Below are 14,961 nucleotides of genomic sequence, written 5' to 3'. Positions count from 1 at the left end.
AGCTTACAGAAAATGTATGACACGATTGTAAATTTTGCCCGTATTTTTCATCCAATAAATTCGGATGCACTTTCATACGATCTTCACGCTTCTTTGTTATAATGGGTCCTGCACGATGTATCATGCGTTCAATCATGATGAAAGGAGCTACGAATGAAATTTAAGCGATATGGCGCCCTTCTCGCCGCTGCCGCTGTTACTGCCTGCCTGTTTCCAGTGCAGGCAAAGGCAGATGAGGATTATTCCGATATCAATTACTGGACTACAAAGTGTTCCAATGTTTCTTCTTTGACCAGTGATGAAACAAATGCATGCCAGGCATTCCTGCAGTATGCTGCTACGCAGTCTTCTACATTGAAGGATCAGCTGCTTGCCATTGATGCACAGCGTTCTGATGTACAGACAAATATTGATGATTATCAGGCTAAGATTGCGGATTATCAGAGTCAGATTGATACACTGAACTCACAGATTTCAGATCTGAATGCACAGATTGATGATCTGAATGATCAGATTGCAGATCAGCAGGATAAGGTTGCGGATCTGCGTGCCAAGGTCAATACACAGATTGAAAATTCACAGTCGACAATGCGTCTTTCCAAGTATGTGGATATTCTGATGGGAGCCAAGACCTTCGGAGACTTCCTGAAGATTGCGGCGGGTCTGACTGACCTGACTGAGCATAATCACAGTACGCTTGTTTCACTGAATGATGCCATTGATCAGCTGACTGCTTCCCAGCAGGAGCTGTCCAGCAAGCAGACTGAGCTGCAGACTGCGCAGGATGATATCCTTGCCAAGCAGTATGAAGCACAGCTGACCGAACAGGATTATGAAAACCAGAAAGCAAATCTGGAGAATCAGTCCAATGATACATTGACACTGATCTCTTCCCTGCAGGATGCATCGGATACAATTACGGAAGCACAGAAGGAAGAACAGGAAAGACAGATTGCCGAGCAGCAGGCAAAGGCTGAGGCCGAAGCGGCTGCAGCCGCAGCTGCCCAGGAAGCTGCCAACAATTCTGGCGGATCCGGTAATTCCGGCAGCGGTTCTTCTACAAATGGTTCCCAATCCAGTGATGCTGCCATCGACGGCTATGCGGTTGTTGCCTATGCCAGACAGTTCCTTGGCCTGCCATATGTATGGGGCGGCAATGGTCCGAACTACTTTGACTGCTCTGGTTTGACCAAGTATGTCTATGCCCACTTCGGCATCGTCCTTGGCCGTACATCTTATGTACAGGAAACTGCTGGCTATGCAGTCTCCTATGCCGATGCACAGCCGGGTGATCTGATCACATGGACAGGACACTGCGGCATCTATGCCGGCAACGGTATGGTTATCAATGCCATGAATCCAAGCATGGGTATCAGAGAATGTCCGATCGGCTGGATCACCAATGGCAACATGATCATTCACCGTCTGTGGTAATTGCATCTAGAGAGAATGTACTCCCTGTGGCAGAGATATCTGCTGCAGGGAGTTTTTTTCTGGGGTCTGAAGAGCGACATATCACAGTTGTTAATACGCAGATGATTTCTAAATTGTAAAAATATGATACTGTCAAATGAAGCAGACTTTTTGGAAATCATGTCAGCGTTCTTTGGCACGATAAAAAGCAGTTCATGTCAGAAGAGAATTCTCTGCGGACATAAACTGCTTTTTCTTTTCATTGCTTTGATTACAGATTCGTATAACCCATCAGATCTTCATCCACTTCTCTGGCACAGGCTCTTCCTTCTTCAATTGCCCAGACGACCAGTGACTGGCCGCGGTGCATATCACCAGCAGAGAACAGATGGTCTTTAATGCGGTAACTGTCTTTTTCTGTGACCGCTCTGCCGCGGTTGAGTTCCAGATTGAATGCCTTGGATGTGTAGGCTTCACAGCCAAGGAAGCCGGCCGCAATGATCAGCAGCTCACATGGCAGCACCTGTTCACTGCCCTCTTCCTGCACCATCTTTCCATTTTCAAAGTGAACTTTGACTGTGTGCACAGCCTTGAGCTTTCCTTTTTCTGTCTCAATGCCAGTAACCGTTGTCTGATAGATGCGCGGATCATGTCCAAAGACGGCAATGGCTTCTTCCTGCCCATAATCTGTCTTGAGAACACGGGGCCACTCCGGCCATGGTTTGTCCTTTGCCCTCTTCTCAGGCGGGCATGGCATCATTTCCAACTGGGTCACACTGGCACAGTTCTGGCGCAGGCAGGTTGCCACACAGTCATTGCCGGTATCACCGCCGCCGACAATGACCACATGCTTTCCTTCCGCTGAGACAGCACCTTCAGCCTTCTTCTCTGCCAGCACTGCCTTGGTTGCGTTCTTCAGGAAGTCAACGGCAAACAGAATACCTTCTGCTTTTTCACTGCCTTCCAGCTTCAAAGAGCGTGCCTGCTTGGCACCGCAGCAGAGAATAACAGCATCAAAGTCTTTCTGCAGATCAGCTGCACTGATGGTTCTGCCTACATCACTGTTGGTATGGAAGATGACACCTTCCTTTTCCATGAGTTCAATGCGTCTTTCGACAACCTTTTTATCCAGTTTCATATTAGGAATGCCATACATCAGCAGTCCGCCCGGTTTGTCATCCCGCTCAAACACTTCCACGTGGTGGCCGCGCTGGTTCAGTCTGTCTGCAGCAGCCAGACCGGAAGGGCCGGAACCGACGACAGCCACTGCGCGGCCGGAGCGCACCTGTGGAATGCGCGGCTGCATCAAGCCAAGTGCAAAACCATCTTCAATCACAGCATATTCATTGTCTCTGATCGACACTGGTTCTCCATTGACGCCGCACAGGCACGCCTTTTCGCAAAGTGCCGGGCATACTCTGGAAGTGAACTCCGGGAATGGGTTTGTCTTGATCAGTCTGGCCAAAGCATGGGCAGGATTGCCCCGGTAGATTTCATCATTCCATTCCGGAATGAGATTGTGCAGCGGGCAGCCGGTTGTCATGCCATGCAGGAAAAGTGAGGACTGACAGAACGGTACGCCGCAGTTCATGCAGCGGGCACCCTGCAGGCGGCGCTGCTCCTTTGTCAGCGGCTGGTGAAATTCCTGATAGTTTTTGATTCTGCGCAAAGGATCTTCAATACCGTTTTCTCTGCGCTGATACAGCAGAAATCCATTGTCTTTTCCCATCTTCATCAACCTTCTTTCTGCATTGCATAGAACGCTTCCAGCACCGCATTCTCATGTTTGATGCCCTGTTCTTCATAGCGCCCTGTCACGGCCATCATCTTCTGATAGTCAATCGGGACAACCTTCTTGAACTGAGGAACCCAGCTTTCAAAGTGATCCAGGATCATGCGGCCATGTGCAGATCCTGTTTCTCTGACATAATCTTCCAGGATCTGCCGTAGCTCCTGGATATCGTACTTGTCTGTGACTTCATTCAGCCGCACCATTTCCTTGTTCAGGTTCTGATACAGATCATGGTCACGGTCCAGGACATAGGCGATGCCGCCGGACATGCCGGCCGCAAAGTTCTTGCCGACTTTGCCAAGGATGACTGCACGGCCGCCGGTCATGTACTCCAGGCCATGGTCGCCGCATCCTTCTGCTACGGCTGTTGCGCCGGAGTTTCTGACACAGAAACGCTCACCGGCAACGCCGGCAAAATATGCCTTGCCGGATGTTGCGCCATACAGGGCAACATTGCCGATAATGATATTGACTGCCGGATCAAAGCTGATGTTTTCAGGCGGTACAACAACGATCTTGCCGCCGGAGAGTCCCTTGCCGACATGGTCATTGGCATCACCTGTCAGCCGCAGAGTCAGTCCTTTTGGAATAAAGGCGCCAAAGGACTGTCCGCCCCCGCCCGTGCAGTTGACAACATAAGTATCATCTTTCAGGCTGTCGCCAAACTTTTCAGTAATCACGGAGCCAAGGATCGTGCCGGTTGCACGGTTGACACTGGATACTTCAATGCTTTCGGCATGCGGCTTTTTCTGCTTGAATGCCTTCTCGAATGCTGGCAGAAGCACTGCTTCATCAACAGTGTTTTCCAGATGGAAATCATAGACATCATGTGCATTATAGTGACGCTCTTTTGCACTTGCATAGCAAGGATCCGGCAGCCAGCCCGCCTGCTCTCTGCCTGCATTCGCAAAGGCGAGGCAGTCACTGCGGCCGACCATTTCATCGACTGTCTTGAAGCCAAGCTTTGCCATTTCTTCACGCAGCTGCTGCGCGATGAATTCCATGTAATGGATGACATCTTCCGGTCTGCCGCGGAAGCAGCTGCGCAGCTTTGTATTCTGGGTAGCAATGCCGAATGGACAGGTATCCTTGGCACAGACCCGCATCATTGTGCAGCCCATAGCGACAAGCGGTCCGGTCGCAAAGCCGAATTCCTCTGCACCAAGCAGTGCAGCCACGGCAACATCCCGGCCGCTCATCAGCTTGCCGTCTGTCTCCAGACGTACTCTTGTACGCAGCCCGTTGTCAATCAGAGCCTCCTGTGCTTCGGCAATGCCAAGTTCCCATGGCATGCCGGCATGATGGATGGAAGACCATGGAGCAGCACCAGTACCGCCGTCAAAGCCGGAGATCAGGATAACCTGGGCACCTGCCTTGGCAACACCACAGGCAACCGTGCCAACGCCTGCCTCAGAGACAAGCTTGACGGAAATACGTGCTTTGCGGTTGGCATTCTTGAGATCGAAGATCAGCTGGGCAAGATCCTCAATGGAATAAATATCATGATGCGGCGGCGGTGAAATCAGGGAAACACCTGGCGTCGCAAATCTGGTCTTTGCGACCCATGGGTAGACTTTTCTGCCTGGCAGATTGCCGCCTTCACCTGGTTTTGCGCCCTGTGCCATCTTGATCTGAATTTCATTGGCACTGTTGAGATAGGCAGAGGTAACGCCGAATCTTCCGGAAGCAACCTGCTTGATGGCAGAGTTGCGGATTGTCCCGAAACGTTCTGGATCCTCTCCTCCCTCACCGGTATTGGATCTGCCGCCGATGGTGTTCATGGCGATGGCCATGCACTCATGTGCTTCCCTGGAGATGGAGCCAAAGGACATGGCACCGGTCTTGAAGCGTTTGACAATAGACGATACCGGTTCCACTTCTTCCAGCTTGACCGGCTTCTGTTTTGGCACCAGGACAAGCTCATCACGCAGACGGTGGGGCTTTTTCTTCTCCAGCAGATCTGTATAGGCACAGAAGGTCTCATAGCTGTTCTCTCTGACTGCCTTCTGCAGTGTCACAATGACATCCGGTGAATACAGATGGTCATAGGCACGCTCGTTGGAACGCAGGCGGTGGTAGCCGATCGCATCCAGCGTTGTATCAACGCCCAGGCCCAGGGGATCAAAGGCATGGTCATGACGGGCAAGCACATCGGCTTCAATCTCATCCAGACCGACACCGCCGACCCGGCAGGAGATGCCTGGGAAGTAGGTGTGTACAACATCTTCGCTCAGACCGATGGCTTCAAAAATCTTGGCAGACTGGTAGGACTGCAGAACCGAGATTCCCATCTTGGCTGCTGTTTTGACGATACCTGCAAGCAGTGCATTGTCATAGTCCTGCAGGGCTGTGTGATAATCTTTATCCAGCAGGTGCTTGTCAATCAGTTCCGTGACGCATTCATGAGCCAGGTATGGATTGATGGCTCTGGCACCAAAGCCAAGGATGGCCGCACACTGATGCACGTCACGCGGCTCACCGGATTCCAGGATCAGCGACACCTTGGTGCGCTTCTTAGTGGTGACCAGGTGTGTTTCGACCGCAGATACAGCCAGCAATGATGGAATTGGAACATGGTTTTCATCGACGCCGCGGTCACTGAGAATCAGGATGTTGGCACCATTGTTATAGGCACGGTCACACGATACACAAAGTGCATCCAGTGCTTTCTTTAATGATGTGTGCTTGTAGTACAGCAAAGAGATATCGGCGGTCTGAAAGCCGGGACGGTGCAGTGTTCTGATCTGCATCATCTGCACTTCACTCAGAATCGGCTGGGTGATTTCCAAGACACGGCAGTTTTCTGCCTCATCATGGAGCAGGTTGCCATCGGAACCGATATATACAGTGGTATCTGTCACAACCTTCTCACGCAGACAGTCAATCGGCGGATTGGTGACCTGGGCAAACTGCTGCTGGATATAATTGAACAAAGATTCCGGCTTGTCAGAGAGAACTGCCAGTGGGATATCATGGCCCATCGACATGGTTGGCTCATTGCCATTGGCAGCCATCGGCAGGATCTGTTCCTTGACATCCTCATAGGAATAGCCGAAGACTTTATACAGGCGGTCACGTTCTTCCTGCGGGTACATCTCTACTTTATGATTCGGAATTTTGAGATCATGCAGGTGCAGCAGGTTGAGGTCAATCCACTCGCCATAGGGCTTGCGGCTGGCATAATACTGTTTCAGCTCTGCATCTGAAATGACCTTCTTTTTCTTTGTGTCTACCAGCAGCATCTTTCCTGGCATCAGTCTGGACTTGGTAACAATATGGGCTGGATTGAGATCCAGTACACCAACTTCGGACGCAAGAATCACCCTGCCGTCATCCGTAATGTAATATCGTGCAGGACGCAGGCCATTGCGGTCCAATGTGGCACCAACCAGATCGCCATCTGAGAACAATACTGCTGCCGGACCATCCCACGGCTCCATCATCGTGGCATAGTAATGATAGAAATCACGTTTCTGCGGGTCCATGTTTTTCTGGTTTTTCCATGGCTCCGGCACCATTAGCATCATGGCCAGAGGCAGATCCATGCCGGCATAGTAAAGAAATTCCAGCGTGTTGTCGACCATGGCAGAATCACTGCCGCCGGCATTGATGACCGGATAAATCTTGTCAAGATCATTCGCCAGCAGATCAGAGGACATCGTCTCTTCTCTGGCCAGCATGCGGTCAACGTTGCCGCGGATCGTGTTGATCTCACCATTATGGGCGATCATACGGTATGGATGGGCACGCTGCCAGCTTGGCCGTGTATTGGTAGAAAAACGGGAATGCACAATGGCAATTGCGGTCTCATACAGGCTGCTCTGCAGATCCGGATAGAACTGGCGCAGCTGATTCACCAGGAACATCCCCTTGTAAACAATCGTGCGGGATGACAAAGAGCATACGTAGGTATCTTCTGAGCCCTGCTCAAATTCACGTCTGGTGATATACAGCAGGCGGTCAAAGGCGATGCCTCTTTCCACCTCTTTTGGCCTTTCCAGGAATACCTGACGGATGCGGGGCATGCAGCTGCGGGCTGCTTCACCAAGAATTTCCGGACATACCGGCACACTCCGCCAGCCCAGTACCTTCAGGCCGTTTTTGCGGGCAATGACCGCAAACATTCTCTCCGCAAAGGTTGCCTTGAGCTGGTCAGCAGGCAGAAAGAACATACCGATGCCGTAATCTCCTCTTTCCTTCAGATGGATTTCTTCCTTTGCACAGGCATCCGCAAAGAAACTGTGGCTGATCTGTATCAGAATACCGACACCATCGCCAACCTTTCCGCTGGCATCACGGCCAGCTCTGTGATCCAGTTTCTCTACAATCTTCAAGGCATCATCCAGCACGGCATGGTCCTGATGACCGTCAATATTGACGATTGTGCCAATACCGCAGGCATCATGTTCCCAGCCTGTTTCATACAGTTTGTCCATATGCATCTCTCCTTCCTGGATTTTCTTTGAAACAAGCGTACGGCGGATATACTATAATTACAAATATATAGAATTCATGAATCTCATAACCAAAAGTTATAAGACGGAGGATGCAGAATGAAAAACGATTATCTCTATGTCATGGCACTGTGTCAGAAGCGCAGTTTCTCCAAAGCAGCAAAGAGTCTGTATATCTCCCAGCCTGCTTTATCCAAGGCGATCTCTTCACTGGAAAAAGAGCTTGGTGCTGTCCTGTTTGACCGCAGTACCAATGATCTGCAGCCAACCGAGGCCTGCCTGTTCTATCTGCAGTGTGCCAAGCAGATTGCGGATACGGAAAACAGCATTCATGACTATTTCAATTCCCTGCGCAATCTGGAAGCAGGAACACTTTCCATCGGCACCACGTCGTTTTACTGCTGCTATTCCCTGCCCCGCAGCCTGCAGCCTTTTTCCCGTCTGCATCCCGGTCTGCAGATTAATCTGATTGAGCAGACTTCCAACCAGCAGCTGCTTGCAATGTTAAAAAACGGGACGCTGGATCTTGCCCTGAGCGTTAATCCGCATGGCTTTGAGGCCTTCCAGCGTCAGTTCTTTGAGAAGGAATATCTGATCCTCAGTGTACCGGCCTCCTGGCCCATTAACAGCACACTGCAGGATGCGGTATTAAGCTATGAAGATATCATGAATGGCAGCCACCGCCAGAAAGACTGTCCTTCGGTTTCGCTTTCTGCCTTTGCGGATCTGCCCTATATTTCCCTGCGCCACGATTCTGAACTGTATGGCAGAGTGATGGGGATGTTTGGACGTCTTGGAAGCCATCCGCATATCCAGATGTATGCCGACCAGATGCCGACAACGTATTTTCTGTCTCTGTATGGCTATGGCTATGCTTTGATTCGGGACAACACACTCAAGACGGTGCCAAAGCCAGAAAAAAGCCAGGTGGTCTTCTATCGGATCGATGACCCCCTGGCTGTACGTGATGTATATTTCTATTTCCGGCCGCTGGCATATCAGTCAGCAGCTTTGAAAGCATATCTGTCTTTTCTGCATTAACGGACCATGCCGCCCTGTCCGCCCTTCTGTACACAGGCAAGTACTTCTGCCTCTGACAACAGCGGCAGATCACCTGGTATGGAATGCTTGAGGGCAGCGGCCGCAGCACCGAATTCCACCGTTTTCTGCAGATCATCAAAGTGAAGCAGGCCGTGGATCAGGCCGCCTGTAAAGGTATCGCCGCAGCCGATCTTTTCTACCACCGGCACAATGTTGTACTGATGGGACAGATAGGTCCTGCCCTCTTTGAGGATCACTGCCTGCACGCTTTGATCGCTCAGGCCATGAGCGCCCTGGCGCCATGCGGAGGCTGCCACATCAAAGTGGAAGTGCTGCCGCATCGCTTCCAGCACCTGGATCTCATGCATATCCACATTCTCATCTGCCCCGGTCACATCATAGAAGAAGTTCAGGCAGTTGACGGCATCTGCTTCATTGGCAATCACGACATCCACATACTGCATCAAAGGAATCATGATGCTTGCAGCTTTTTGAGGCGTCCACAGACGGCTGCGGTAGTTCAGATCACAGGATATCTTCAGACCATTGCGCTTTGCGGCCTGGCAGGCCTTCTCCGTCAGGGCAGCAGCCTTGTCGGAAACAGCAGGTGTGATGCCGGACCAGTGGAACCAGTCTTTGCCTTTCATGATGGCATCAAAGTCAAAGTCAGAAAGATCTGCCTGGGCAATGGCGGATCCGGCCCGGTCATAGACAACCTGGGATGGGCGGCTGCCGCAGGCTTCTTCTTCAAAATACAGGCCGAGACGGCTGCCGCCATGTACGATACCGTCGGTATGAACACCTGTTTTCTTCAAAGCTGCTTCCGCTGCATCACCAATTGGATTGGCTGGCAGTTTTGTCACAAACCAGGCATCTTCACCAAAGCAGGCAAGGGAAGCCGCCGCATTGGCTTCTGAGCCGCCGAAGTTGGCACCATAGTCGTCTGCCTGCACAAACCGCCTGTGATCATGCGGCGTAAGCCGCATCATGATTTCTCCCAACGTTACAATCTTCATCTGTCTCCTTCTTTCCAACCTTATTCTACTCTTGTCATGCTGTATCCAATGCCAATATGTGTCTGAATATACGGTTCACTGAGATCCGGATCATTCAGTTTCTTGCGCAAAGATGCCATGTATACACGCAGAGAAATGATATCGGTATCGACACCGGTGCCCCAGATATGACGGATGATATAGGCATGGGTTAGCACCTTGCCGACATTCTTGCTCAAAAGAACAAGCAGCTTGTATTCAATCGGTGTCAGATGAACCGGACTTCCATGCAGGGTGACGCTGGCCGCCGCATAGTCAATGCGCAATGCACCGTCTAGGAATACACTATCCTCATGTGTATTAGGCACATAGTTCAGCCTTCTCTGGGTAGTCCGGATTCTGGCAAGCAGTTCCTCCACAGAAAACGGCTTGGTCAGATAGTCATCGGCACCGGCATCCAGAGCAGCGATCTTATCCGCATCTTCACCTCTGGCACTGATGACGATGATCGGCATCTGTGACCAGGAGCGGATGCTGGCAATGACATCCATGCCATCAATATCCGGCAGGCCCAGATCCAGAAGCACAAGATCCGGCTGGCTGCTGGCAGCCATGGATATTGCCTCTTTGCCATTGTGTGCCATCAGATATGTATAGTCATGCACTTTCAGCGTGGTCGCAATCAGGTTCATGACCGGCTGATCATCTTCTACAATCAGGATTTTAAACGAGTTCATCTGTAAGCTCCTTTACATGAAGAGAAAAACTGAAACATGCCCCATGAGGTACATTATCGCTATAGACAAGCTGCTGGCCATGGGCACGCATAATTGACTGGCAAAGGTTCAGTCCCAGGCCCAGACTGCGCTGGGAGTCCGCAATCTTGTGATGGCCGGTATAGAAGCGCTCAAAAAGATGCGGCTGATCTTCTTTGGCAACACCAGGGCCATTGTCTTTGACACGCACCCAGAGCAGGCCATGGTCGCGCTCTGTTTCAATGGTAATAGCCGATCCCTTCTGGGAATATTTGACGGCATTGTTTACGAGGTTGATGATGACCTGCGAAATCAGATGCACATCCATTTCTGCCATTGTGAAGTCTGTATCCCGCACGACCTTGAGATGGTGCTCTTTGATGTGACGGTCCACATGCTTCAATGATTCATCAATCACATCCTGTACGACTTCTACTGAAGGATGCAGACAGCTGCCCTCTTCCAGCCGCGTCACGGAAAGCATATTTTCAACAAGCTCAATCAGCCACATGGAATCATCATAAATATCTGTATAGATTCCCTGTTTCTGCTGTTCACTCAGAATATCTGCATGATGGACAAGGTTGCTGGCATTGCCGGAGATGGATGTCAGCGGGGTGCGCAGATCATGGGAAACGGAACGCAGCAGATTGGCACGGAAACGTTCATTTTCTGCTACAATTTCCATTTTCTCTCGTTTCCTGTTATTTTCATTGTTTTCCAGTGACAGTCCGCACTCGCCGATCAACGACAGCAGGATGTTTTTTTCAAACTCCGTAAATGGCCGTCCCTGCATACGGATGCCAATGACGCCATACATCTGCTCCGATACCCGTACAGCAAGATACTGGCATTCATATTGCGGGAATTTGGATGTAAAAGCACCTGAGCGGTGGTTGTTGGCAAGTGTCCAGTTGGCGGCATCACTTTCATCCGGCAGTACTTCTTCCTGCTGGGAAGCTGGAAAATACAGCGGCTTTGCCAGCTTGCCGTCCTGAACAGGATAAAAGATCACGGAGCGTCCCATGAGCTGGACAAGCTGATTGGATGTGATCCGGATGATATCAGAAGCATCCACGGCATGCTGGAGAAGCTCGGACGCATCCAGCAGTACCTGTGACTGATCCGCACTTTCCATGGCAACCCGCGTGCTCTGTTTCAGTCTGGCTGCAACTGTGGAAGTAATTAAAGCCGCAATGATACTGACAGCATAGGTCACAATGTAATATGGATCATAGACCATAAGCGTAAAGCGCGGCTCAATAAACAGATAGTTAAACAGGAAGACAAACAGCAGTGCACTGGCTACGCCGTAGATTCTTTCGGCAGTGACAACGGAAGTGACAAGAACTGCCAGCAGATAGATCGTGATGATATTGTCGTTGGAATATTTTGAATGAAAGAAGAATGCACAGATGATCGTAGCGATGCCCATGATGGCAGCCATCTTGCCGGTTTCAGCAAGGGAAAGACGGATGTGGCTGGACTGGTGGAGATGGGATGGTTTCAGAATGACTTCGGCATCCGGAATCACATGGATATCCGTATGCGGCAGTGCCTTCATCAGCCGTGCATATGGCGGTTTATGAAAGCGGGATGGGCCTGACTTGCCGATGTAAACATCTGTGACATGATTAACGACGGCAAAGTCGGCAATGGAAGAAATGATATCGCTGCCCTGGATCTGTGTTACCTGGGCACCAGCATGCTCTGCTGCGGCAATGTTAGCGGCCTGGCCTGGATTTTCCTCATTGAGATGACGCAGTACGCAAAGCGCAGTAAAGCGGCAGTGATAGACTTCTGCCGCTGATGATGCTGCCCGGATCACGCTCAGACTGCTGGGTGATGATGACAGGCAGACAAGTATATGACGTTCTTTGCTGGATTTCTCTGCAAGCATGACTCTATTATACAGCGAGCTTATGCGCTGCAGGAACGATACCGGCTTTTTCTACCACCTGCACAAGCGGTGAGCGGTAGATGATGCGGAAGGAACGAACCTGATTGGACAGCGGTTCCAGGCGGACATCGCTGCCGGCAATGGTAATCGGCTCGCCGCTGCTTTCTGTATACATGACATCATAATCGCCAAGCTGCGGCATATCGGCTGTGCTGGAGACAATTGCCACATCGATCGTGCGATCCTCAAGGGCATTTGCAATTTCACCAGCTGTACCGGTAAACATGATGACTTCTGTATTCTCAGAAAATTCCTTGGAGATACGGGAAGCAATACCATAATAGCTTGGATTATCAATGGCAATGCGGTATGTATGGCGCGGCTCCATATAGCGGGTCACCGGCACTTCCGTATTTGCCTTTGACACCATCTTGAAAATCTTCTCAATCAGAAAGTACAGCAGAAGTGCACATGCACTGAATAATACCAATCCAATCATAATCTCCACCTTTTCCTTTTCTTACAGTTTCAGGATCTTCTGCATATCATCCTGTTTGCCAAGGATCAGCATTGTCTGCCCTGCCCGCAGGACAGTATCGTAGGCAATGTTCATATCAATCTTTTCCTGCGGTCTGCGGATGCCAAGAATATTGACGCCATATTTCTTGCGGACATCAAGCTCGCCGATCTTGCGGCCATCCCAGCTGTCCGGCACCCTGACTTCAAACACGGCATAGCCATCCATCAGTTCAAAGAAGTTTTCGATATTATCGGAACTGTACCGGATGGCTGTCCAGGTACCTAGCTGGCGTTCTGGGAACACCACGTAATCGGCTCCATTGCGCAAAAGGAATTTCTCCTGGGATGCCATGGTTGCCCGGGACACTACCTTTTTGGCACCATAATCTTTCAGCAGCGATGTTGTCTCCAGGGAACTCAGGAAATCATCGCCAATGGCAACAATGCACAGATCATAGTTAGGTACACCAAGGCTGGCAATGAAGTCCTTGTCTGTACCATCCCCAATGACCGCATTGGTCACATAGTTCAGCACTTTGGAAACACGTTCTTCATCTTTATCTACTGCCATCACCTGATGGCCAAGATCATACAGTTTGCTTGCCGTATAACGGCCGAATCTGCCAAGACCAATCAACAAAACATTTTTCATATCAACCCACCATCAACCTTTCACAAGGCAAAGTGCCTTTTTTCTTTGGCTTTCTGGTCACTGTGGCATATGCCATCGTCAGTGCACCTACCCGGCCAAAATACATAAATGCAATCAGAATCAGATGCGACCACACATGCAGTGTCGGTGTGATGCCGGTTGTCAGACCAACCGTGCCAAGTGCGGATGCACACTCGAACATGCACTTCATGATCCCAATATTTTCTGTTGCGGACAGGATCATGGATCCGATCAGAAACAGCAGCAGATATGTGCCGCACAGCGCAGCGGCATCATGGATGACGCTGGTATCAATGCCGCGCTTGAACATTGTCGCCTGATCATGTCTGCGCAATGCACCGGCCACAAACACAAGCAGCACGGCTGCCGTTGTGACTTTCATGCCGCCGGCAGTAGAACCAGGTGCGCCGCCGATCAGCATCAGGATCGTCGTGATCATTAAGCCAGTATCACTCATCTTGCTGTAATCCGCTGTATTAAAGCCGGCAGTACGCGGTGTCACACTCTGAAACAGTGCCAGCAGGATGCGGCTGCCAATTGATCCATCCCTGTATTCCACGAAGAAGAAATACAGGAACGGGATCAGGATCAGACACAGTGTGGTGACAAGTATCACCTTTGTCTGCAGGTGCATGCGGCGGAAATGGATGCCGTTATGGACAATGTCTGACCAGGTCAGGAAACCAAGGCCGCCGACAATGATCAGTGCCATGATCGTGATGCAGATGACAGAGTTGTCACTGTAGCTGGTCAGGGAAGAATATGGTTGGCGCACACCCATCAGATCAAACCCGGCATTGCAGAATGCAGATACAGAATGGAATACCGCATAGCCGATGCCGCGCATCACGCCAAAGTCCCTGATGAAGACCGGACTCATCATGGCAGCACCGATCAGCTCAATGCTAAGTGTGCTTCTGACGATGAACTTGGTCAGTCTGACAATACCGCCGATGCTTGGTGCAGAGATAGAACTCTGCATCAGGCTGCGCTGCATCAGACCGATCCGGCGTCCTGACATGATCGCCAGCGTAACGGCGATGGTCACAACGCCAAGACCGCCGATCTGAATCAGACACAGAATAACGATACGGCCAAACAGCGACCAGTACGTTGCGGTATCATGGACGATCAGGCCGGTGACACAGACTGCTGAAGTCGATGTGAACAGAGAATCGATATAGGGTGTCCAGACATGCTGGATGCTGGATACCGGCAGGCAGAGAAGAAAGCTGCCGATCAGAATCACAATGGCAAAGCCGGCAAGAATCACCTGGAAGGTGGAGAAATGTTCCAGCCTTTCACGCAGTTGTTTCATACAATCCCCCCTCTTTGCACTTGTATTATCGTCTGGATGGAATTAAGACGGGATTAATGATCACACCGACGGCATTAAGATTGCATTAAGACGTTGAAAAG

The 14,961-nt window shown here is 50.6% G+C and carries 10 protein-coding genes; 2 read left to right on the top strand and 8 right to left on the bottom strand.

Going from position 1 to position 14,961, the window contains the following annotated elements; translation table 11 throughout:
• The first annotated feature begins 153 nt into the window (after positions 1-153).
• Positions 154-1,434 (top strand): C40 family peptidase, encoded by a 1,281-nt coding sequence (locus DHU66_RS11575; protein ID WP_108776090.1) that lies wholly within the window; start codon positions 154-156, stop codon positions 1,432-1,434.
• A gap of 250 nt (positions 1,435-1,684) precedes the next feature.
• Here DHU66_RS11575 and DHU66_RS11570 read toward each other — a convergent pair whose 3' ends face one another.
• On the bottom strand, positions 1,685-3,142 hold the full coding sequence (locus DHU66_RS11570) for a glutamate synthase subunit beta (RefSeq protein ID WP_108776167.1): 1,458 nt from the start codon (positions 3,140-3,142) through the stop codon (positions 1,685-1,687).
• 5 nt (positions 3,143-3,147) lie between these two features.
• Positions 3,148-7,641, bottom strand: a complete 4,494-nt coding sequence (gltB, locus tag DHU66_RS11565; RefSeq protein WP_342587735.1) for a glutamate synthase large subunit — start codon at positions 7,639-7,641, stop codon at positions 3,148-3,150.
• Between the two features lie 117 nt (positions 7,642-7,758).
• Here gltB and DHU66_RS11560 point away from each other — a divergent pair, with 117 nt between their 5' ends.
• Positions 7,759-8,700, top strand: coding sequence for a LysR family transcriptional regulator (locus DHU66_RS11560; RefSeq protein ID WP_108776088.1), 942 nt, complete (start codon positions 7,759-7,761; stop codon positions 8,698-8,700).
• Here the strand turns inward: DHU66_RS11560 and DHU66_RS11555 are convergent.
• From DHU66_RS11555 to DHU66_RS11530, 6 genes are read right to left on the bottom strand one after another with little or no spacing between them, the layout of a single operon-like run.
• The gene (locus tag DHU66_RS11555; RefSeq protein ID WP_108776087.1) at positions 8,697-9,716 is read right to left on the bottom strand and encodes a sugar kinase; all 1,020 of its coding nucleotides are present in this window, start codon (positions 9,714-9,716) and stop codon (positions 8,697-8,699) included. The genes DHU66_RS11560 and DHU66_RS11555 overlap by 4 nt on opposite strands.
• Before the next feature lie 20 nt (positions 9,717-9,736).
• Positions 9,737-10,432 (bottom strand): response regulator transcription factor, encoded by a 696-nt coding sequence (locus DHU66_RS11550; protein ID WP_108776086.1) that lies wholly within the window; start codon positions 10,430-10,432, stop codon positions 9,737-9,739.
• Complete coding sequence (locus tag DHU66_RS11545) at positions 10,419-12,350, bottom strand: ATP-binding protein (protein ID WP_108776085.1); 1,932 nt, start codon at positions 12,348-12,350, stop codon at positions 10,419-10,421. Before DHU66_RS11545 ends, DHU66_RS11550 begins: the two co-directional genes overlap by 14 nt.
• A 7-nt stretch (positions 12,351-12,357) precedes the next feature.
• Positions 12,358-12,849 carry a type 2 periplasmic-binding domain-containing protein gene (locus tag DHU66_RS11540; RefSeq protein ID WP_108776084.1) on the bottom strand — a complete coding sequence of 164 codons (492 nt, stop codon included), beginning with the start codon at positions 12,847-12,849 and terminating at the stop codon, positions 12,358-12,360.
• A gap of 21 nt (positions 12,850-12,870) precedes the next feature.
• Positions 12,871-13,521, bottom strand: a complete 651-nt coding sequence (locus tag DHU66_RS11535; protein ID WP_108776083.1) for a potassium channel family protein — start codon at positions 13,519-13,521, stop codon at positions 12,871-12,873.
• 1 nt (position 13,522) lies between these two features.
• The gene (locus DHU66_RS11530) at positions 13,523-14,860 is read right to left on the bottom strand and encodes a TrkH family potassium uptake protein (protein WP_108776082.1); all 1,338 of its coding nucleotides are present in this window, start codon (positions 14,858-14,860) and stop codon (positions 13,523-13,525) included.
• Positions 14,861-14,961: the final 101 nt, after the last annotated feature.

The organism is Lactimicrobium massiliense (assembly GCF_900343155.1).
GTDB lineage: Bacteria > Bacillota_I > Bacilli_A > Erysipelotrichales > Erysipelotrichaceae > Bulleidia > Bulleidia massiliensis.
The sequence above is the reverse complement of the archived record's forward strand: the minus strand, read 5'-3'. Positions and strand labels throughout refer to the sequence as shown.

Bases quoted from the DNA above. Each gene is read 5' to 3' on its own strand.
- DHU66_RS11535 (WP_108776083.1), bottom strand. From the start codon at position 13,521: ATGAAAAATGTTTTGTTGATTGGTCTTGGCAGATTCGGCCGTTATACG.
- DHU66_RS11555 (WP_108776087.1), bottom strand. From the start codon at position 9,716: ATGAAGATTGTAACGTTGGGAGAAATCATGATGCGGCTTACGCCGCAT.
- DHU66_RS11530 (WP_108776082.1), bottom strand. From the start codon at position 14,860: ATGAAACAACTGCGTGAAAGGCTGGAACATTTCTCCACCTTCCAGGTG.
- DHU66_RS11540 (WP_108776084.1), bottom strand. From the start codon at position 12,849: ATGATTGGATTGGTATTATTCAGTGCATGTGCACTTCTGCTGTACTTT.
- DHU66_RS11570 (WP_108776167.1), bottom strand. From the start codon at position 3,142: ATGGGAAAAGACAATGGATTTCTGCTGTATCAGCGCAGAGAAAACGGT.
- gltB (WP_342587735.1), bottom strand. From the start codon at position 7,641: ATGGACAAACTGTATGAAACAGGCTGGGAACATGATGCCTGCGGTATT.
- DHU66_RS11545 (WP_108776085.1), bottom strand. From the start codon at position 12,350: ATGCTTGCAGAGAAATCCAGCAAAGAACGTCATATACTTGTCTGCCTG.
- DHU66_RS11575 (WP_108776090.1), top strand. From the start codon at position 154: ATGAAATTTAAGCGATATGGCGCCCTTCTCGCCGCTGCCGCTGTTACT.
- DHU66_RS11550 (WP_108776086.1), bottom strand. From the start codon at position 10,432: ATGAACTCGTTTAAAATCCTGATTGTAGAAGATGATCAGCCGGTCATG.
- DHU66_RS11560 (WP_108776088.1), top strand. From the start codon at position 7,759: ATGAAAAACGATTATCTCTATGTCATGGCACTGTGTCAGAAGCGCAGT.